The sequence below is a fragment of the Streptomyces sp. NPDC051567 genome, assembly GCF_044454165.1.
Lineage (GTDB): Bacteria > Actinomycetota > Actinomycetes > Streptomycetales > Streptomycetaceae > Streptomyces.
The window spans coordinates 64089-83104 of record NZ_JBITDK010000017.1; the positions used below are offsets into that span (position 1 = coordinate 64089).

At 72.3% G+C, this 19016-nt stretch carries 20 protein-coding genes and 1 pseudogene; 12 read left to right on the top strand and 9 right to left on the bottom strand.

Features of this window, described 5'->3' with window-relative positions:
- Positions 1-5: 5 nt before the first annotated feature.
- The 12 genes from aroC (at position 6) to ACIA5F_RS19755 (ending at position 12997) form a co-directional block, all read left to right on the top strand.
- Positions 6-1190, top strand: a complete 1185-nt coding sequence (gene aroC, locus ACIA5F_RS19700) for a chorismate synthase (protein ID WP_399354617.1) — start codon at positions 6-8, stop codon at positions 1188-1190.
- Complete coding sequence (locus ACIA5F_RS19705) at positions 1187-2002, top strand: RibD family protein (protein WP_399354619.1); 816 nt, start codon at positions 1187-1189, stop codon at positions 2000-2002. The genes aroC and ACIA5F_RS19705 overlap by 4 nt, the downstream gene beginning before the upstream one ends.
- Positions 2003-2099: 97 nt before the next feature.
- A complete protein-coding gene (locus ACIA5F_RS19710; protein WP_399354621.1) occupies positions 2100-2642 on the top strand; it encodes a deaminase in 543 nt (180 codons plus the stop codon).
- A 125-nt stretch (positions 2643-2767) separates the two neighbouring features.
- On the top strand, positions 2768-3349 hold the full coding sequence (locus ACIA5F_RS19715; RefSeq protein WP_399354623.1) for an NADPH-dependent FMN reductase: 582 nt from the start codon (positions 2768-2770) through the stop codon (positions 3347-3349).
- Positions 3350-3739: 390 nt separating this feature from the next.
- Positions 3740-4882, top strand: coding sequence for an MFS transporter (locus ACIA5F_RS19720; RefSeq protein WP_399354625.1), 1143 nt, complete (start codon positions 3740-3742; stop codon positions 4880-4882).
- 161 nt (positions 4883-5043) lie between these two features.
- Positions 5044-5655: a flavodoxin family protein gene (locus ACIA5F_RS19725; protein WP_399354627.1), complete on the top strand. Its 612-nt coding sequence runs from the start codon at positions 5044-5046 to the stop codon at positions 5653-5655.
- Positions 5655-6458: an arylamine N-acetyltransferase gene (locus ACIA5F_RS19730; RefSeq protein ID WP_399354630.1), complete on the top strand. Its 804-nt coding sequence runs from the start codon at positions 5655-5657 to the stop codon at positions 6456-6458. The genes ACIA5F_RS19725 and ACIA5F_RS19730 overlap by 1 nt, the downstream gene beginning before the upstream one ends.
- Before the next feature lie 42 nt (positions 6459-6500).
- Positions 6501-6896: a YybH family protein gene (locus tag ACIA5F_RS19735; protein WP_399354632.1), complete on the top strand. Its 396-nt coding sequence runs from the start codon at positions 6501-6503 to the stop codon at positions 6894-6896.
- A 154-nt stretch (positions 6897-7050) separates the two neighbouring features.
- Positions 7051-7698, top strand: a complete 648-nt coding sequence (locus ACIA5F_RS19740; protein ID WP_399354634.1) for an NAD(P)H-dependent oxidoreductase — start codon at positions 7051-7053, stop codon at positions 7696-7698.
- 410 nt (positions 7699-8108) lie between these two features.
- Positions 8109-9689, top strand: a complete 1581-nt coding sequence (locus ACIA5F_RS19745) for an AMP-binding protein (RefSeq protein ID WP_399354636.1) — start codon at positions 8109-8111, stop codon at positions 9687-9689.
- A 345-nt stretch (positions 9690-10034) separates the two neighbouring features.
- Positions 10035-11498 (top strand): MFS transporter, encoded by a 1464-nt coding sequence (locus ACIA5F_RS19750; RefSeq protein WP_399354638.1) that lies wholly within the window; start codon positions 10035-10037, stop codon positions 11496-11498.
- A gap of 395 nt (positions 11499-11893) precedes the next feature.
- On the top strand, positions 11894-12997 hold the full coding sequence (locus tag ACIA5F_RS19755; RefSeq protein WP_399354640.1) for a hypothetical protein: 1104 nt from the start codon (positions 11894-11896) through the stop codon (positions 12995-12997).
- Here ACIA5F_RS19755 and ACIA5F_RS19760 read toward each other — a convergent pair.
- The 9 genes and pseudogenes from ACIA5F_RS19760 to ACIA5F_RS19800 form a co-directional block, all read right to left on the bottom strand.
- Positions 12994-13992: a GlxA family transcriptional regulator gene (locus tag ACIA5F_RS19760; protein ID WP_399354642.1), complete on the bottom strand. Its 999-nt coding sequence runs from the start codon at positions 13990-13992 to the stop codon at positions 12994-12996. The two genes, ACIA5F_RS19755 and ACIA5F_RS19760, sit on opposite strands and share 4 nt — an antisense overlap.
- Positions 13993-14025: 33 nt before the next feature.
- Positions 14026-14367 (bottom strand): DUF3817 domain-containing protein, encoded by a 342-nt coding sequence (locus ACIA5F_RS19765; protein WP_399354644.1) that lies wholly within the window; start codon positions 14365-14367, stop codon positions 14026-14028.
- Between the two features lie 38 nt (positions 14368-14405).
- A complete protein-coding gene (locus ACIA5F_RS19770; protein WP_399354646.1) occupies positions 14406-14879 on the bottom strand; it encodes a hypothetical protein in 474 nt (157 codons plus the stop codon).
- 174 nt (positions 14880-15053) lie between these two features.
- Positions 15054-15734: a DJ-1/PfpI family protein gene (locus ACIA5F_RS19775; RefSeq protein WP_399354648.1), complete on the bottom strand. Its 681-nt coding sequence runs from the start codon at positions 15732-15734 to the stop codon at positions 15054-15056.
- A 167-nt stretch (positions 15735-15901) separates the two neighbouring features.
- Positions 15902-16567 (bottom strand): class I SAM-dependent methyltransferase, encoded by a 666-nt coding sequence (locus ACIA5F_RS19780; protein WP_399354650.1) that lies wholly within the window; start codon positions 16565-16567, stop codon positions 15902-15904.
- A 132-nt stretch (positions 16568-16699) separates the two neighbouring features.
- Positions 16700-17020, bottom strand: a complete 321-nt coding sequence (locus ACIA5F_RS19785) for a hypothetical protein (RefSeq protein WP_399354652.1) — start codon at positions 17018-17020, stop codon at positions 16700-16702.
- Complete coding sequence (locus ACIA5F_RS19790; RefSeq protein WP_399354654.1) at positions 16986-17351, bottom strand: hypothetical protein; 366 nt, start codon at positions 17349-17351, stop codon at positions 16986-16988. The genes ACIA5F_RS19785 and ACIA5F_RS19790 overlap by 35 nt, the downstream gene beginning before the upstream one ends.
- A pseudogene (locus ACIA5F_RS19795) lies at positions 17347-17568 on the bottom strand (hypothetical protein); the annotation flags it as partial. The pseudogene ACIA5F_RS19795 and the gene ACIA5F_RS19790, both read right to left, overlap by 5 nt.
- A 110-nt stretch (positions 17569-17678) precedes the next feature.
- Positions 17679-18929: an NAD(P)/FAD-dependent oxidoreductase gene (locus ACIA5F_RS19800; protein ID WP_399354656.1), complete on the bottom strand. Its 1251-nt coding sequence runs from the start codon at positions 18927-18929 to the stop codon at positions 17679-17681.
- Positions 18930-19016 lie beyond the last annotated feature (87 nt).

Sequence of the window (19016 nt, forward strand, 5' to 3'; positions counted from 1 at the left end):
TCCTGATGGGCACGTTGCGTTGGCTGACCGCCGGGGAATCGCACGGACCGGCGCTGGTGGCGACGCTGGAGGGGCTCCCGGCCGGTGTTCCCGTCACGACCGCGCTGGTCGGCGCCCAGCTCGCGCGGCGGCGGCTCGGACACGGGCGCGGGGCGCGGATGGCGTTCGAACAGGACACCGTCACCCTCCTCGGCGGCGTACGGCACGGCTCCTCGCTCGGCTCGCCGCTGTCGGTGATGGTCGGGAACACGGAATGGCCGAAGTGGGAGAAGGTGATGTCCCCCGATCCGGTGGACCCCTCCGAGCTGAAGCCGACCGGCCGCAACGCTCCGCTGACCCGGCCCCGGCCCGGCCACGCGGACCTCGCGGGGATGCAGAAGTACGGCTTCTCGGAGGCCCGGCCGGTCCTGGAGCGGGCCAGTGCGCGGGAGACCGCCGCGCGGGTGGCGCTCGGGGCCGTCGCCCGGTCCTTCCTGTCGGCGGCCGTGGGCGTCGAGATCGTCTCCCACGTGGTGGAACTCGGCGCGGCCAGGGCCCCGTACGGGGTGTACCCGGCCGCCGGGGACGAAGGGTGGCTCGACAGTGATCCGGTGCGGTGCCTGGACGGGGAGTCGAGCGCGGCGATGGTCGCGGAGATCGACCGGGCCCACCGGGACGGCGACACCCTGGGCGGCGTGGTGGAGGTGCTGGCGTACGGGGTCCCCGTGGGACTCGGCTCGCACGTCCACTGGGACCGGCGGCTGGACGCGCGTCTGGCCGCTGCGCTGATGGGCGTGCAGGCGATCAAGGGCGTGGAGGTCGGCGACGGCTTCGCGCTGGCGCGGGTGCCGGGCTCCCAGGCGCACGACGAGATCGTCCCGACGCCCGAGGGGCTGCGGCGGACCACCGGGCGGTCCGGGGGCACCGAGGGCGGGCTGAGCACGGGCGAGGCGCTGCGCGTACGGGCCGCGATGAAGCCGATCGCGACGATCCCGCGCGCGCTGGCGACGGTGGACGTGACCACCGGCCTGGCCGCCGTCGCGCACCACCAGCGCTCGGACGTGTGCGCCGTGCCGGCCGCCGGAATCGTGGCGGAGGCGATGGTGGCGCTGGTGCTGGCGGACGCGGTGGTGGAGAAGTTCGGCGGGGACTCGGTGGCCGAGACCCGGCGCAACGCCCGCTCGTACCTGAAGAACCTGCCGGTCCGGTGAGTAGTCGGCCGGTGAGCGGGCGGGCGGTGAGCGGGCGGGCGGTGGGCGCGGCCGAGGTGCTGGCGCGGCCGGTGCGTACGGCCCCCAGGGCAGGGGCGGCGCGTCCGGCGGGAGCGCGGGCGCGGGCCGGGCGCGGGCGTCCGTACGTCCTGCTGTCGGCCGCGATGAGCGTGGACGGGCGGCTGGACGACGCGGGCCCCGAGCGGCTGCTGCTCTCCTCGCCGGAGGACTTCGACCGGGTGGACGCCGTACGGGCCTCCTGCGACGCGCTGCTCGTCGGCGCGGGCACCCTGCGCAAGGACGATCCCCGGCTGCTCGTCGGGGACCTGCGGCGGCGGGCCGCACGGGTCAGCCACGGACGGCCGGCGGACCCGCTGAAGGTGACCGTCACCGCCTCGCCGTGGCTCGATCCGGAGCTGCGGTTCTGGCACTGCGGCGGCGAGAAGGTGGTGTTCACCGTGGACGCGGGCGTGGAGCCGCTGCGGGAGACGCTGGGCGCGCTGGCGGAGGTCGTCGGGGTCGGGCCGGAGCTGGACTGGGCGCGGGTGCTGGACGCGCTGGGGCGGCGCGGGGTCGGGCGGCTGATGGTCGAGGGCGGCTCGTCCGTCCACACCCAGTTGCTCGCCCTGGACCTGGCCGACGAGTTGCAGGTGGCGGTGGCCCCGCTGCTGGTCGGGCAGGCGGGCGCGCCCCGGCTGGTGGGGACGGGCGCGTTCCCGGGCGGGCCGGGGGCGCGGATGCGGCTGCTGGGCGCGCGGGTGGCGGGTGACGCGGTGGTGCTGCGGTACGCGCCGAAGGAGCGGGTGGGATGAGCGCGGGACCGAGCCCGGCCCCGGTAGCCCCGGCGGTTCCGGTGGCCCCGGTCCGGTGCCGGGGTGCGGGTGTGCTTCCGGCCGGGGTGAGCGCGGGGTGACGCCGTTGTACCTGGCCGACGAGGAGTGGATGCGGCGGGCCGTGGCACTGTCGCGGCGGTGTCCGCCGAGCACGGGCGCGTACGCGGTGGGCGCGGTCGTCGTGGACGGCTCGGGCGCGGAACTGGCGTACGGGTACAGCCGCGAGACGGACCCGGCCGTGCACGCGGAGGAGTCGGCGCTGGCCAAACTCGCCGTGCGGGACCCCCGGCTACGGACGGCCACGCTCTACTCGACGCTGGAGCCCTGCTCGGAGCGGCGCTCGCGCCCGGACCCCTGCGCGCGGCTGGTGACCCTGGCCGGGGTGCGGCGGGTGGTGATCGCGTGGCGGGAGCCGGAGCTGTTCGTGGCGGCGTGCGCGGGCGTGGCCGAACTGCGGGCCGCCGGGATCGAGGTGGTCGAGCTGGCGGGGCTCGCGGAGGCGGCCCGCAGGGTCAACGCGCACCTGCTGGAGGCCGGTCCGGGGGCTGGTTCAGGGGCCGGTCCGGGGTCCGGCCCGAGGGCGCAGGAAGGGCCGGGCGGCGGGCGCGTACGGAGCTGACGTACTCATCTGCGCGGAGTTGTCCGATCCGGGTGCCCCGGAAAAAGTGGACGTGTTCGCGCAGGACCGCCTGATCCGTCACATCACGGCAGGGGCGCCGCCGCACCTATCCGGAGGTACTTTCCATGTCTGAACCGCTCCGCGTCGCCATCATCATCGCCAGTGTCCGCGACGGCCGGTTCGGTCCGGTCATCGCGAACTGGTTCGCCGGCATAGCCCGTCAGCGGGACAGCCTGGACATCGACGTGATCGACCTCGTCGACCACGACCTGCCCACCCGCCTCACCCGGTCCCCTTCCGAGGCGACCCAGGCCGTGCTGGCCGGGATCTCGCCGCGACTGGCCGCCGCCGACGCCTTCGTCGTCGTCACCCCCGAGTACAACCACTCCTACCCGGCCTCGATCAAGACGCTGATCGACTGGCACACCACCCAGTGGCACGCCAAGCCGCTGGGCTTCGTCGGTTACGGCGGCCTCGCGGGCGGCATGCGCTCGATCGAGCACCTGCGCCAGATCTTCGCCGAGTGCCACATGGTCACCGTCCGCGACACCGTGGGCTTCCACGGTCCGTGGGGCCAGTTCGACGAGCAGGGCGACCTGATCGACCCGACCGAGGCCGAGGCGGCGGCGAAGACGCTGCTCGACGCCGTGGAGTGGTGGGGCACCGCGCTCAAGACGAAGAAGGCCCAGGCGCCGTACGGCGGCTGACCGGCACCGCCGCGCCGGACGTCGCCGCGCCGGACACCGGCGCGTCGCATGTATCGCCGCGTCGGACACGCCGCGTCGCATGTATCGCCGCGTCGGACACCGCTACGTCAGACACAGCCGCGTCAACCGACACGCTGAGGCCCCACCCTCCGGGTGCCCCACAGCACCCAGGAGCACCGCATGAGCCTGCGCACGCCGTCAGCCGACCCCTCCGCCTCGTCTGCCTTGTCCGCCTCGTCCACCCCGCCCGCACCGCCCGTGATACCGGCCACCGCCGGGTCCGGCGGGTCCGCCGGGTCCGGCGGGTCCGGCGGGTCCGGCGGGTCCGGCGGGTCCGGCGGGTCCGGCGGGTCCGGCGGACCGGTGGCGGGGCGGTCCGTCGTCCCCGTCGTGGCCGCCATCTCGCTGCTCGGGATGGTCGTCGTCGGGCAGTTGTACGTGGCGATCCCGCTGCTGCCCGACATCGCGCGGGCCTGGGGCGTCGACCAGGACGCGGCCACCTGGGCCACCTCCGCGTACGCGGTCACGTACGCGGTGATCTCGCTGTTCAGCGGGGGGCTGGCCCGGCGGTTCGGGACCCGGAACGTGCTGGTGGCCGGGGTCGGCGCGCTGGCGGTGGTGACCGCCTTCGTGCCGCTGGCCGAGTCGTTCGGGGCGGGGCTGGCGCTCCGGGCCGGGCAGGGCCTGTTCGCCGGGGTGTATGTGCCGCTCGTCTACGCCTACCTCAACGCCCACATCCCGGCCCCGAAGCTGCCGACCGCGCTGACGATCGTCTCCGCCTGCATGGCCGGCACGATCGTGGTCGGGCAGGTGGAGTCGCAGGTGCTGGCCGCCCTCGTCGGGTGGCGGGGCACCTTCTGGGTGACCGTGCCGCTGCTGGTGGCGGGGGCGCTCGTCCTGCACCGGGTGCTGTCGTCCGTGGACCCGGCGCGGACCGCGGACGCCGCCTCCGGGAAGGGCGCGGGCCGCCGGAGACTGTGGGGCGGACTGCTGCCCCTCTACGTCGTCGGCCTGACCTGCGCCAGCACCATGACCGCCGTCTACACGAGCGTGCAGCTCTACGGCCCGCCCGAGCTGGTCGACGACGGCCGGGCGATGCTGACGCTACGGGCCACCGCCGTCCCCGCGCTGGTCATCGGCGTCCTGGTGGCGCCGCTGCTGGGCCGGATACCGGCGCGGCCCCGCGGGGCCGGGGCCTTCACCGTCGCGGCGGCGGGCATCTGCGGGACCGGACTCTTCGGCGGGACCACCACCGGGCTGGCCGCCTCCCTCTTCCTCTTCATGCTCGGCCTGGCCGCGATCGGTCCGGCCATCGTGCAGGAGATCGGAACGGCGGCGGGCCCGGCCAACGGGGTCATGGCGGCGGCGCTGTACGGATTCACCCTCAACATCGGCGGCGGGCTGGGCGCGCAGATCCCGCTCGCGTTCGGCGAGGTCAGGGGGGTGGGGCTGTTCATGTCCGCGCTGCTGGCCGGCTGTGTGGTGCTGCTGGTGGTCACCGGACGCGGGCGGCGCACGGCCCCACGGGCCTGATCGTCGCGGTGGCCGGAACCCGTCGCTCCCGGCCGCCCTTACCTGACGGACTGCGCCCGGGAACCTCGGCAGGGCGCACGGCACGCAACAGGATCGTCCCAGAGCCCCGGCACGGAAGACCGGAAGCGGGCGGGGGCGGTCGAAAGGGAGTTCCGCACATCATGACGAACATCGCTGTCATCTACTACTCGTCCACCGGGGCCACCCACAAGCTCGCCGAGGCCGCCGCGATCGCGGCCGAGAAGGAGGGCGCGGAGGTCCGGCTGCGGCGCGTCGCGGAGACCGCCCCCGGCGGCGAGTCCGCGAGCCGTGACGGCGCCTCGGACCACCAGGAGGCGACCCAGGACATCCCCGTGGTGACCCTGGACGACCTGGAGTGGGCCGACGGCATCCTCCTCGGCACCCCGGTGCACTTCGGGCTGGCGGCCCCGCAGCTGATGCACTTCATCAACACCACGTCGAAGCTGTCGATCCAGGGCAAGCTCCTGAACAAGGCCGTCTCCGCGTTCGCGGCCGGCTCGGCGGCCCACGGCGGGCAGGTCTCCGCGATCCTCGCGCTGCACAACGCGATCACCCACTGGGGCTCGGTCATCGTCTCCACCGGCTCCACCGACCCGGTCCTCTACAAGCCGAAGAACGGGAACCCGTACGGCGCGTCCGCCGTCGTCGGCGGCAACCCGCTCCAGGTCCCGGAGGAGAACCTGGAGGCCGCGGCCTTCCAGGCCCGCCGCACGCTCCAGGTCGCCTCCGTCGTCAAGACCCTGGACGCCTGATGATCCCCGATGTGCTGGTCACCGCCTACCTGGCGCGGATCGGCGCCTCGCGCCCGGCGGCGGCCGACCTGGCGGCGCTGGCCGAACTGACCGAACGGCACGTGCTGACGGTCCCCTTCGAGAACCTCGACTACCACCTCGGCCAGGAGATCCACCTGGACGAGCGGATCGTGGACAAGATCGTGCACCAGGGCCGCGGCGGCGGCTGCTACGAGGTGAACCCCGCCTTCGGGATGCTGCTGGAAGCCCTCGGCTACCAGGTGGACATCCTCGCGGCGCGCGTCCACCGGCCGGGCGGTCTCGGCGCCCCGCTGGGCCACCTGGTCCTGCGCGTCACCGTGGACGAGGCCGCGTACCTCGTGGACGTCGGTTTCCGCCGCAACGCGCGCCGGCCGCTGCTGCTGGGGGCCGGGGAGGTGCAGTACGACCCGCAGGGCGCGTACCACTTCGGGGCCGAGCGGCAGGGCGAGCACGACCTGTTCCTCGACGGCGCGCCCCTGTACCGGGTGGACGTGCGGGCGCGGGAGCTGGGCGAGTTCCGCCCCTCGCTGTGGTGGTTCCGCACCTGTCCCGACTCGCCGTTCCTCCAGGACGTGTTCTGTTCGCTGCCGACGGTCGAGGGGCGCGTGACCCTGAAGGGCAACGTCTTGACCCGGCGCGTCCACGGCGAACTCCTCCAGGAGGAACTGGCCGACGACAACGCTGTGTTCGACGCCTATCACAAGTACTTCGGGCTGGCTCTGGACCGGCTGCCCGACGAGCCGGTGCGCCCCGAGGGCTCGCCCGGCGTCGCCGTCGAATAGCCCAGGTCCGTCACTTCTTCCCACCCCTCCTCAGGAGCCAGCATGACCGCGCTCGTCACCGCGCCGGCCGAACTTCCCCGTGCGTTCCTGCACGCCTTCAACGCCCGTGACCTGGAGGCGATCGACCGCCTCTTCGAGCCGGGGGCCGTCCGCGTACTCACCCCGGGCGAGGTCGTGACCGGAGACGGACGGCGCGCGGCGACCAGCCGCTTCCTGGCGCTCGGCATACCGATGAAACTCACGGTCCGCCACTGCTACCAGTACGACGACCTGGCCCTGTTGCTCTGCGACTACCTCATCAAGGGCGTGGGCCCGGACGGGACCTCCGTCCACCACGAGGGCACGGCCACCGACGTGGTGCGGCGCGGCGCGGACGGCACGTGGCGCTATGCGATCGACAACCCGCCGGGCATCGACCGCGTGACCGCGAACCCCTGACCTGGCCTGGCCTGGCCTTACCTGGCCTGGCCCGCTCCGGGCCCCGGAGCGGGACAGGGTCGCAGAACGCCGTGTTCCGCTGAACCGCCGCTGATCGCAGCTGATCGCCGCTGAGCGTGAAAACAGATCCCCACGAAGAGAGAACAAAAATCTGATGACCAACGTCGCCATTGTCTATTACTCGGCCACCGGGAACATCCACAAGCTCGCCGTGGCCGCTGCCGAAGCCGCGGAGGCGGCGGGCGCGCAGGTCCGGCTGCGCCGCGTCGCGGAAATCCAGGAAGGCACGCTCGCGCCCAATTACGCGGAATGGACGCAGGCGTACGAGGAGCACACCGGCGGCAGCAGCCGTGAGGTGGAGATCGCGACGATCGACGACCTGGACTGGGCCGACGCGATCATCTGGGGCACCCCGGGCCGCTACGGCGCGATGGCCGGGCCGCTCAAGCACTTCATCGACCAGACCTTCGAGCTGCACGCCCGCGCCGGGCTGAAGAACAAGGCCATGTCCTCGTTCACCTCGACGGGCACCCAGCACGGCGGCCAGGAGTCGACCATCCTGTCGCTGTCGAACGTCTTCTACCACTGGGGCGCGATCATCGTGCCGCCGGGCGTGACCGACCCGATCCTGCTCGCGCCGAGCAACGGCAACCCGTACGGCGTGAGCGCCACCTCCGGCATCCAGGCCGTACCGGGGCAGCTCGCGCACAACGTGACCGAGGACAACCTGGCGGCCATCGGCTACCAGACCGTGCGCACCCTGGAGATCGCGGCAGCGCTCAAGCAGGGCCTCAAGAAGTAGCCACGCGGAAGTGACCCCGCCCGGCGCCGGTACGCGTGCGGCGGGTGGGGGCGCAGGTACGGACAGGTACAGGTGGGGTGCAGGTACGGCGGTCGCTGGTGCGGTCGCGTGACAGTCATGCGGAAAGGCCCGTGGCGGGATTCCCCGCCACGGGCCTTTCCGCATGCTCCCGCCCGTATTGCAGTCCGTGCTCCTGTCCGTGCTCCCGCCGGGGCCGGCCCGCCCCGCACGTTTCCACCGGCACCGGTATCGGTACCGGCCGTCCTCGATTCGGCCCTTATCGAATTCCCGCAGCTCATCCCAGAGGAAGGAGATAATTCACGCCATGATCAATTGACTTGAACGCGCCGAGCTGACACAGTCAAATATCCGCTATTGGGCCTGGGGTTCCCCGGTGGGAACTTACTCACATGCTCCGGATTCCCAAGAACAAGACGCCGCTCTACCTCGGCCTGGTCGCCGAGGAGGCTGCCGCCCAGTTCGGCGCCAACACCATCACGCTCGACCGCGCCATGGACGCCCTCCCCGAGGCCGGACAGGTCCTGACGGTCGCTCACTTCGCCGAGCTGATCGCCGAGATGGCAAACCGCCTCTGGGCCACCGGTGTCCGGCCGAGCGAGCATGTGGTCATCCACAAGACCAACAACTTCGACATCACGCTGTTCGCCTGCGCGACGGCCCGCATCGGCGCCGTTCCCGTGATGCTCTCCGCCCACCTGGACGGGGACACCATCACCGCGCTGCTCCAGCGGCTCCCCTCCCCCACCCTGCTGACGGACGCCGCCAAGCTCACGGGCTCGCTGGCCGACGCCCCGCTGGCCGAGCTGACCGCGCGGGTCATCTCCGTCACCGAGCCGGTCGAGGGCGCCGTCACCCTCGCCGACCTGGCCGGCGCCCCCGAGCGCACCCCGGTGACGCTCCACCCCGACTCGCACGCGCTGATGACCCACACCTCGGGCACCACCGGCATCCCCAAGCTCGTCGTGCACTCGGCCCGTTCCATCGGGTCGCGCTACCGCTGGCAGGACAAGGTCGTCAGCCTGCTGCGCCAGCGCGAGCCGATCCTGATGCACGTCAGCTACGTCCACTCGCGCATGTATCCCGGCATCGCCTCGATGATGCTGCGCAACAAGCCGATGGTCTTCCTGGACGACGCCGAGCCGGGCAAGGTCGCCGACGCGATGGTCAAGTACCGTCCCGGCGTCTTCGAGACGCACCCGAACTCCTACCTCGACTGCGAATCGATACTCGACGACCCGCGCAAGCCGTTCAAGACCGTCCGCTTCTACAACTCCACCTTCGACGCCATCCACCCGGGCACGATGGACAAGTTCCTGCGCGCCTCGGAACGCTCGAACCCGGTCTTCCTCCAGGTCTACGGCCAGAGCGAATGCGGCCCGCTGGTGGGCCGCCCGTACACCCGCAAGACCGTCCTGACGGCCGACGGGCGCTGCCAGGGCTACTCGACGCCGGGCATCACCAAGTACCGCCTGGTGGCCCGTAACGGCAAGAAGCCCTCCCGCGAGAACCCCGGCTACATCGACGTGCAGACGGCGGGGCGCGCCCTGACCTACTACGGCGAGGCCGACCGGTTCGAGAAGCAGCTCGACGGCGAGTGGTGGCGCGGCGGCGACGTCGGCTACCGGACCAAGTGGGGCTGCCTGCACCTGCTGGACCGCGAGGTGGACCAGATACCGACCATCCACTCCACGCTGGAGGTCGAGGACACCGTCCTGCACCGGCTGCCCGAACTGACCGAGCTGGTCATCGTCCCGGGCCCGAAGCAGGAGCCGGTCCCGGTCGTCTGCACCAAGGACGACGCGCCCCTCGACCTCGTCCGCTGGAGCCGCGCCATCGCGGACCAGTCGGACATGGCGGACCCGATCCAGATGAAGCTCGGCGAGCTTCCGCGGACCGCCACCGCCAAGATCAAGCGCCTTGAACTGGCCCGCCGGCTGGCCGACCAGGTGACGCACGACCTGGCCTCCTGACCCCCGGACCCGACCCCGGACCCGACCCGCCCCCGTACGGCGCGACCGACACCACCGGAACCGCTGATCTCACCGGCACCACCGGCACCACCGGCACCACCGGGCCGATGCCCTTCGAACCACCGGCACCACCGGTCTCACTGGCACCACCAGCTTCACCACTGCACCACTGCACCACTGTTCTAACGGTCTTACCGCTCCACCGCGTCGGACGCCGAGCCCCGGGCCCCCGGGACTCACCCCCCGGCGCCCGGCACCAGAACCTCACGCACCAGCAACCTCACGCACCAGAACGTCCGGCACCCTCACCGTCTTCGACCCGCACCTCCGGGAGCTGTTCTCATCATGTCTTCGACCTCCGTGAACCAGGACGGCCGGCGCAAGCGCCTCGGCCTCACACTGGCCCTGCTGGCCTTCGCCCAGCTGATCATCTCGATCGACTACAACATCGTCTACGTGGCCCTCCCGGACATCGGCTCCGGACTCGGCTTCTCCGTCCAGAGCCTCCAGTGGGTCATCAGCGCCTACGCCGTCGCCTTCGGCGGGTTCCTGCTCCTCGGCGGGCGGGCCTGCGACCTCTTCGGCCCCCGCAAGATGTTCGTCCTCGGCCTCGGCCTGTACGCCGTCTCCTCCCTGCTCGGCGGCCTCGCCACGACGCCCGAGGTGCTGATCGCGGCCCGTGCCATCCAGGGCATCGGCGGCGCGTTCCTCTTCCCCGCGACCCTGACCCTGGTCTCCACCAGCTTCGCCGAGGGCAAGGAGCGCAACCGCGCCTTCGCCGTCTGGGGCACCGCGGGCGGCAGTGGAATGATCGTCGGCTCGCTGCTCGGCGGCGTGCTCACCGAGTCCTTCGGCTGGGAGTCGGTCTTCTACGTCAACGTCCCGCTCGCCGTGATCGCCATGATCCTCGCCTTCCCGCTGCTCAAGCCCGACACGGGCGGCGCCAACGGCCGTAGCTTCGACCTGATGGGCGCCCTGACCTCCACCATCGGTATCACCGCGATCGTCTTCGCCCTCGTCGAGGGCCCGGAGACCGGCTGGGCCTCCAGCGTCGTCCTCTCCGCCCTCGCCATCGGCGTCGTCCTGCTCGTCGCCTTCTTCATCATCGAGAAGAAGTCCGCCGACCCGCTGCTGCCGCTGAGCCTCTTCAAGAACCGCAACCTCACCACCGCCGTCGGCGTGACCTTCTTCTACATGGCCACCTTCGGCACCCTGCTCTACTTCCTGACGGTCTACTTCCAGGGCGTCCACGGCTACAGCCCGCTGGAGACCGGTATCGCCTTCCTCGTCCCGATGGTCGCCATCGCCATCGGCGCCCAGACCGCCGGTGGCCTCGCCACCAAGTACGGCATCCGCTCGATCCTGGTCATCTCGATGGCCATCGGCGTCATCGGCACCGCGCTCCTCGGCTTCACCCTGGCCACCGACGCGGGCTACTGGGCCATCGTTCCCGGCCTGATCATCATGGGCCTGGGCCAGGGCGCCGGCTACACCCTGATGTTCGGTGCCGCCGCGATCGGCATCTCCCCCGAGCAGCAGGGCATCGCCTCCGGTGTCGCCTCCACCACCCAGCAGATCGGTGGCGCCGTCGGCCTCGCCGTCCTGGTCGCCATCGCCAACTCCGGCCTGGAGGGCCAGGCGGGCGAGGCACTGCGCACCGCCACCACCGACGGGTTGCAGACGGCGGTCTTCATCGCCGCGGCCGGCATCGCCATCACCGGCCTGATCGCCCTGGGCCTGAAGAAGCCCGCGCCGCAGACGCAGTCGGCCCCGTCACAGGACCGCAAGCCGGAGACGGCGGGCGTCTGACCGACCCCCGGCCCCGGCCCGGGCACCCGCCCCGGCCCCGGCCCTCCGAAGGCTCCGGAACACCCCCGGCGCCTCACCCCACCCCTCCGATTCCCCCCGCCCCTCCTAGCCGCAACACCCCCGATACCTACAACGCCCTCAACGCCTTCAACGCCTTCAACACCCGAAGGTTCATACGGCGAGAGCCCTTACCCGGACACCGGGTAGGGGCTCTCGCCGTGGGGGGCGGGGGGCTCGCCGGGCGGCGCCCGGAGGGGCGGTCTCCGAAGCGTGTTGCGGAAGGTGGCGCACCCACACCGTCCGCCCGGCCGACCTCGCTGTCAGCACTCTGTGTCATCATGCGGACGCGTCCCAGGGGAGTGGGCCGCGGTCTGCTGATTACCAGGGGGTTGGGGATGGGCGCGGGTACGGAGCCGGACGGCTCGTCCAGGTCCGACGAGGAGTGGGAGCGGTTTCTGCGCGAGTCGGTGGCGGGTGCCGCCGACGCGCCCAAGGAGCCGTCGGCGCGGGCCCGCGACGTGGCGAAGCGGCTGCGCGCGGAGCCCGGCCGCGGTGCGGAGGGCTGGCGCAGCTACACGCCCGCTCGGCCCAAGCGGCGCACGGGCTGGTACGTGGTCGGGCTGCTGGCCTCGCTGGTGCTGCTGGTGGTGACGTTCGCGCCGGGGTGGACCGTGGGCCTGTTCACCGGCGGCGCCCCTGACTCCGCGCCGCCGGCGGCCGAGACCGCCCGCCCGGCCCAGGCGCCCCCGGCGGAGGCGGCCCGACGCCCCACGATGGACGAGCCGTTCCGCGGTTCGCCGGCGGCGAGCTGGGCGAGCGGAGCGGCGGGGATCACCGTGCCGGAGGCCGGGGCCGTCGGCCGGATGAGCGCGGCCGAGGTCGAGCGGGCCCTCGCCCGCAGCCTGGACTTCCTCGTCGCGTCCAACCTGGACCCCGGGGTACTGCGGGGCGAGCACCCCGGGAAGGCGATCGCACTGATCAACCCGCACCAGAAGGACGTCCAGACCCTGCTGGAAACCGCTTTCCGAACCCCGGGCGAGAAGAACGACCCCCTCCTCCTCTTCAGCCGCTTCCAGCCCTCCCGCACCCACCTGGTCGGCGACGTCGTGAAGACCCGGGGCCGGCTCACCTACCAGGAGGGCGAGCGCGGCGCGCTCCAGGTGACCGCCGACGTCACCTTCGTCTACCCGGTCACCCGCGCGGACGCGGGCAGCGACGACGGCGAGATCGTACGCACGATCGTCCGGCGCGAGCTCGTCCTGAGCTGGGACGACCCTGCCAGAGTGATCACCGAGCCGGGCACGTTCTCGGTCGTCTCGCACAAGTACGACACGACCAACGGCGGCTGCGGAGCCCCCACGGGCTACCTCACCCCACCCTTCGGCACGGACCGCCAGGCGGACGAAGCCGCCACGAAGATCGACCCGTACGACCGCAGCACACCCGTCGGACAGGGCGAACCCTCCGGTGACCAGTGCGGGAGGGCCACGCGGTCCTAGGGCTGTGACCGGAAGGCCGTCCGGTAGGTCTGTGGGGAGACGCCCGTGTGCCGGGCGAAGTGCTGGCGGAAGGTCGAGGGGGCGCCGAACCCGGTTTCGGTGGCGATGCGTTCGACGGGGATCGCCGTGGTTTCGAGGAGCTGCTGGGCGCGGTGGACGCGGGCCCGCAGCAGCCATTGCAGCGGGGTGGTACCGGTCTGGGCGCGGAAGTGGCGGTTGAGGCTGCGGACGCTCATCGCGGCCTGCCGGGCGATGTCGTCCAGGGTCAGCGGCTCGTGCAGGCGCGCTTCCATCCAGTGCAGGGTGGGCTGGAGCGCGGCGTCCTGGCAGCCGGGTCCAGGGTCGGGGTGTTCGACGAACTGGCTCTGTCCGCCGTCGCGCTGGAGCGGCATGACGGTGCGGCGGGCGGTGGTGGCGGCGAGGGCGGCGCCCAGGTCACGGCGTACGAGATGGAGGCAGAGGTCGAGGGCGGCGGCGACTCCGGCGGAGGTGATCAAGGAGCCGTTGTCGATGTAGAGGCTGCTGCCGTCGACATCGACGGCCGGGTGGCGGGCGGCGAGTTCGGCGGCGTGCTGCCAGTGGGTGGTGGCGCGGTGGCCGTCGAGGAGGCCGGTGGCCGCGAGGGTGAAGGCGCCGACGCACACGGACGCGAGCCGGGCGCCGCGCCCGGAGGCCTCGCGCAGGGCCGCGAGCACCGGGGCGGGCGGTTCGTCCAGGAACCCCGCGTGGCCGGGCACGACGACGATGTCCGCCTCGGCCAGCGCTTCGAGACCCCAGGCGGTGGTGAGCTGGAAGCCGCCGTACGCGGCGGCCGTCGTCACCTGCCGGGCCGGGGCGCAGATCCGTACCTCGTAGTGGGTGCGGCCGGCCGCTTCGTTGGCCGTGCCGAAGATCTGCCCCGGTACGGACAGCTCGAACGGGACGACGCCGTCGAGCGCGAGGACCGCCACCACGGCCGCCGCACCAGCAGTCGCACCAGTCGCCGCGTCAGGCACCGCGTCAGTCTCCCCGTCCGTCATGACCGGAAGCTAGCGGATGGTGGTATTCCAGCCACGGGCGGGGCCGGGCCCCGGCCCACCGGTCGGGGGCGGGGACGGGGACGGGGTGACCGACGCGGTGGGGTGCCGGCGGGTGATCCGGCGTACGGCGGCGAGTCCGCCGATGCCGGGAACGAGGGCGAGCAGCTTCGCGGGCGGGTCGGCCACGGTGAGGCGGAGGGTGGCGAGCACGACCAGGAGGTAGGCGCAGCCGTGCACCGGGCCCAGGAGGGCGGAGAGCGTCCGGTCGTGGACGGTGGCGAGGTTGGCCAGGAGAAGGCAGAGGGTCACGATCTCGGCGTGGGCCGCGATGCGCAGGTGACGTGGGGGCACGGGTCATGCTCCTGTGGTGGCTCCGGGCCTGACGATCATCAGGACGGTGACGGTCGCCCAGAGCAGGTTGAAGACGCCGGTGAGCATCGCCAGCCGGGCTCCGGCCCGCCGGTCGGGGCGAGGGCGGGCGCGGGCGCCGGGGCGCGGTCGGGGGCGGCGGCGTCCGCCACGGCCTCGACGAGGTTCAGGCCCTCCTGCTGACCGGGCAGGAGGAAGAGGGCCAGGATCACGGCCGCACCACCGGTGAGGACGATCGAGGTGATCAGCCAGGGGCTGCCCAGTACGCCGAGGCTACTGGCGGTGGCGAAGCCGAAGACGGGTACGGCGACGCCGATGCCTGCGTAGACCCGGCAGATGCGGTGCAGGGTGCGTAGCGTCGCCCGGTGCGCGAGATCGCCGGGGTCCGTCCCGGCCCGGCGCAGCGCCCCGGGGAACATGCTCGCGGCGATGGTGACCGGTCCGACGGTCAAGATCGCGGCCAGCACGTGCAGCGAGAGGAAGAAGTGGGTCACGGGGTGGGAGTTCTCTCCATCGTGGGCGGGCGGCGGCCGGCGGCCGGCGGCCGGCGGGCGGCGGCCGACCATCAGCACCGCCGCGTTCCAGGGTGTGGCCGGTACCGGATGTCAGGCGTCAGGCGTCAGGCGTCAGGCGTCAGGCGTCAGGCGTCAGGCGTCAGGCGTCAGGCGTCAGATGGTGGCGGGGAGTTGGCCCTCGGCGCGCCAGACCAGACCCTGCCGGTCGTGCCCGAGGAGCTTCTCGGCGGCCCGCGCCACCCGGGGCCCGTAGCGGCGCTCCAGCAGGTGGATGCCCAGGTCCACGCCGGAGACGATGCCGGCGGCGGTGACCAGATCACCGTCGTCGACGACCCGCGCGTCCACCGCCGTCACCCCGTGGGCCTCCAGGAGCTTCAGGTCGTCACGGTTCCAGGTGTGATGGATCGTCGCGTGACGGCCCTTGATGAGGCCCGAGGCCGCGAGGATGAGAGAGCCCGCGCAGACCGTGGCCACGGTCACGTCCGGCCGTTCCACGGCCTCCTTCATCAGAACCGGCAGTTCGGTCCCGAGTACGCGCTCCAGGTAGTGGGCGATGCTGTCGACCCGCCGCGCGAGGTCCGAGTCGTCGGGCGCGTCCATGCGGCCCGCCGCACCCGGCACCACGATGAGGTCGGCGCGCTCGGGGGACAGCGCGGCCGTGGCCCGCACGGACAGGGGCGGGGTCCCGCTGGGCACCTCCCGGGGACCCTCCGCGGTGACGAGTTCGACGATCAGATCGCTGTCGGTGAGCAGTCCCCCGGCGAACAGCACCTCGTACGGGCCCAAGGCGTCTATCGGGTCGAAGCCGTCGAAAAGTACAATCTGAGCCAGCATTTTGCGCCACTTCCCTGGGGTTTGCACGTGTTGAAGCGATATCGCCTTCACGCTATGCCGCCCCACCACGAGCCGGGCAGCGGCAAAAGTGACCTCCCCCGATGAGATCTGGCCACCGTCCCGCAGCCCCGGCGGGGACAGGGCTGCGGGACAGGGCAGGGCGGGGCTCAGCGCGGGCGGGTCGCCCGGCCGATCAGGGTGCCGATGTGGCCGGCCGCGGGGGCGGCCAGCACCTGTACGTCCGGGGCGGCCAGCCCTGCGGCCCGCAGGAGGTTCCGCCACTTCCGCGGGGTGTAGCTGTACCGGTAGGTGAACATCGCCCGGCCCGCGAAGCCGCCCTTGTACATGCCTTGCGGGCCGTAAGCGCCGGGGATGGCGGGCGGCTGGGAGAAGACGAAGACACCGCCGGGTTCGAGGCGGGCGAAGACGAGGGGGAAGAGCCGCGCCGGGTCGGTGAACCAGGCCGCGCCGAAGATCGAGTAGATCGCGTCGTAGGACGTCTCCTCCGCCTCCAGGAAGCCGAGGATGTCGGCGCACACGAACCTCACGCCCGACGGGCCCCACCTCCGCGCGGTGTTCTCCGTCATGACCGGGGACAGGTCCACCCCGGTGGCCCGTACTCCCCGCCGGGCGAGGTGGGCCAGGGCCCGGCCGGTCCCGCACCCCATCTCCAGCACGCGCCGCGGGCTCCCGAGCAGTTCGGGCCCCGGGCCGTGGTCGCCGTACTGGGTCCACCGGAACACGGGCTGCCCCTCGGCCACCGTCTCCCCGGCGGAGACGGCGAAGGCGTCCCACAGCTCCCGCTCGTGGTCCAGATCGTGCTGCGCACCCAACTGGCACACCTCTCTGTTCCCTTGGCATGACACCTGCCCCGCGTCCGGTGGGCGCGGGGGTGCGGGTACCGTCGGCCGCCGGGCCGATCGGGGCCTTGGTTCCCCGCCTCCCTGGTCGTCGTGCGGGCGGGTCTACGCGGGGAGACGCACCACGGAGGGCGTCGTCATGCCGTTGCACTCCATGGCAAGTGGGTCCAGTTCGACGCTGCGGATGAGGACTCCGGGGAAGTCCTCGAAGAAGGAGAGCGCCTCGGCAATGGCCGCAGTCAGGGTCTCGGCTTCGAACGAACAGATGAACCGGGAGTAGCCAGGCGCCTCGGCGAACATGATCCGCCCGTCGTTGAAACGGTCGAGCCCGTCCAAGGTGTCGGACTGCTCCGGATTCAACGGGCCCCGTAGGCACAGGTTGAAGTGCCAGTTACTTCCCGTTGCAATGTTTTCGGGTGAAGCCATCGGTCTTCCTTACCTCTTCTCCTGCGGCCCGAGGAGTTACACAGGGGGGGCATACCACCGAGGGAGCCGCCATGCCGTTGTGCTCGAAGGAACGCGGCGTCAGCTCGATACTGCGGATGAGAACTCCCGGGATGTGCTCGATACGAGCGAGGGCTTCCTTCATGGCCTCCAGAAGGGATTCGGCCTCGAAGTAACATTCGAACTGGGAGTACCCGGGCCCCTCTTCCAGCCCCACGAAGCCGTCCGCGAAGCGGTCGAGATGGGCCATGATTCCGGTCTGCTGCGGGGTGAGCGGGTCCTGCGGGTGCAAGATGAAGTGCCAGCTGGGCACAGCCGCAGTGTTTTCTGGTGAAGTCATCGATCCTCTTCGCGTCGTTCCCCGCGTTCTTGGGAGTGCAGTACACGGTGAAGCTGCTGCTGCACAGGCAGCAGATGACATAGCCCCAGTGGTGACCATTCTTGTCGTGCGTCACCTTAAGGCCGGCGGCCTCCGCCCTTTTGAGGGCCGACTCGATGTCCTTCTTCTGGTGCCGGTCGCCAAGTGCCATGCGCATATGACTACTCCGTGGCGCGCGGGGAGGTGGGCCGGTCGGGGAGAGGTCATTCGATCGGGGGGCGGGGGCGTGGTGGGGGTGACGGGCGCGGGGGCTTCGGGAGGTCAGGGGGTGGTGAGGAGGGCGTCAGGGGAGGTGGGGAGGGGGTGGCCCAGGAGGGAGCGGAGGCGGATGTACGGGTCGGCGTTGCCCGCGAGGATGCCGCCGAGGAGGGTGTCGCCCGCCGCGTCGAGGACCAGCTTGGCGTAGACGTCGCCGCCCGCGGTCTCCCGTACGAACTCCAGCGCGCCCGGGGTCTGCGCGTGGGCGTCGCCGAAGGAGGCCACGTCCACGCCCATCAGCTTGAGCTTGGTGGACATGTCGGCGCCCGGGAAGCGGGACGGGCCCTCGCCGAGCAGCTGGCCCGTGACGGCCTCCGCCATCCGGTAGCCGGGCGCGACCAGCCCGTAGCAGCGGCCCTCGACGGCCGCGCACTCGCCGATCGCCCAGATGTGCGGGTCCGGCGTGCGGCAGTGGTCGTCCACGAGGAAGCCGCCGCGTTCGCCGCGCGGCAGCCCGGCGGGGTCGGCGAGGGCGTCCTGCGGGCGCACCCCGGCGGAGAAGACGATCAGGCCGGTCTCGATCGCCGTGCCGTCCGCGAAGACCAGCCGGGCCACCCGGCCGTCCGGGCCCGCCTCGATGCGGCTGGTCGCCGCCCCGAGGTGGACGGTGACGCCGAGCCGCCCGACCAGCCGGCCCAGGACCCGGCCGCCGCCCTCGTCCACCTGGACGGGCATCAGCCGCGGGGCCATCTCCACCACGTGCGGGGCCAGGCCCAGCAGGCGCAGCCCGTTGGCGGCCTCCAGGCCGAGCAGACCCCCGCCGATCACCACGCCGGTCGTCGTGCGGGCGGCGGCCTCGCGGATGGCGTCGAGGTCGTCCAGGGTCCGGTAGACGCAGGCGCCGGGCAGCTCCCGGCCGGGGACGGGCGGGACGAAGGGCACCGAGCCGGTGGCCAGGACCAGGGCGTCGTAGCCGAGACGGCCGCCGTCGGCCAGGGTCACCGTCCGGGCCGGGGGGTCGACGGCGGTCACCTCGGCGGAGTGACGGAACTCCACCAGGGGGTCGGCGAGGAGGCCGGGCGGTACGAGGCCCAGCCCGGCCGGGGTCGCCCCGTCCAGGGCGGACGAGAGCCGGACCCGGTCGTAGGCGGGGTGCCGTTCCTCGCCGAGGACCACCACGCGCCAGGCGCCCGCCCGGTCGCGGGAGCGGACCTCCTCCACGAGGCGCTGCCCGGTCATGCCGTGGCCGACGACGACGAGCGTGCGGGTCCCTGCGGGGTGGGAGCGGGTGCCGGGGTCGGGGCGGGTGGTCATGGGAAGCCGGCCTTTCCGTGCGGAGCGGAGCGAAGAAGAACGAAGGAGAGGGAAGGAGAGGGAAGGAGAGGGAAGGAGAGGGAAAGG

Bases quoted from the DNA above. Each gene is read 5' to 3' on its own strand.
- aroC (WP_399354617.1), top strand. From the start codon at position 6: ATGGGCACGTTGCGTTGGCTGACCGCCGGGGAATCGCACGGACCGGCG.
- ACIA5F_RS19715 (WP_399354623.1), top strand. From the start codon at position 2,768: ATGTCTGAACCGCTCCGCGTCGCCATCATCATCGCCAGTGTCCGCGAC.
- ACIA5F_RS19725 (WP_399354627.1), top strand. From the start codon at position 5,044: ATGACGAACATCGCTGTCATCTACTACTCGTCCACCGGGGCCACCCAC.
- ACIA5F_RS19730 (WP_399354630.1), top strand. From the start codon at position 5,655: ATGATCCCCGATGTGCTGGTCACCGCCTACCTGGCGCGGATCGGCGCC.
- ACIA5F_RS19735 (WP_399354632.1), top strand. From the start codon at position 6,501: ATGACCGCGCTCGTCACCGCGCCGGCCGAACTTCCCCGTGCGTTCCTG.
- ACIA5F_RS19740 (WP_399354634.1), top strand. From the start codon at position 7,051: ATGACCAACGTCGCCATTGTCTATTACTCGGCCACCGGGAACATCCAC.
- ACIA5F_RS19745 (WP_399354636.1), top strand. From the start codon at position 8,109: ATGCTCCGGATTCCCAAGAACAAGACGCCGCTCTACCTCGGCCTGGTC.
- ACIA5F_RS19750 (WP_399354638.1), top strand. From the start codon at position 10,035: ATGTCTTCGACCTCCGTGAACCAGGACGGCCGGCGCAAGCGCCTCGGC.
- ACIA5F_RS19755 (WP_399354640.1), top strand. From the start codon at position 11,894: ATGGGCGCGGGTACGGAGCCGGACGGCTCGTCCAGGTCCGACGAGGAG.
- ACIA5F_RS19775 (WP_399354648.1), bottom strand. From the start codon at position 15,734: ATGCTGGCTCAGATTGTACTTTTCGACGGCTTCGACCCGATAGACGCC.
- ACIA5F_RS19785 (WP_399354652.1), bottom strand. From the start codon at position 17,020: ATGGCTTCACCCGAAAACATTGCAACGGGAAGTAACTGGCACTTCAAC.
- ACIA5F_RS19800 (WP_399354656.1), bottom strand. From the start codon at position 18,929: ATGACCACCCGCCCCGACCCCGGCACCCGCTCCCACCCCGCAGGGACC.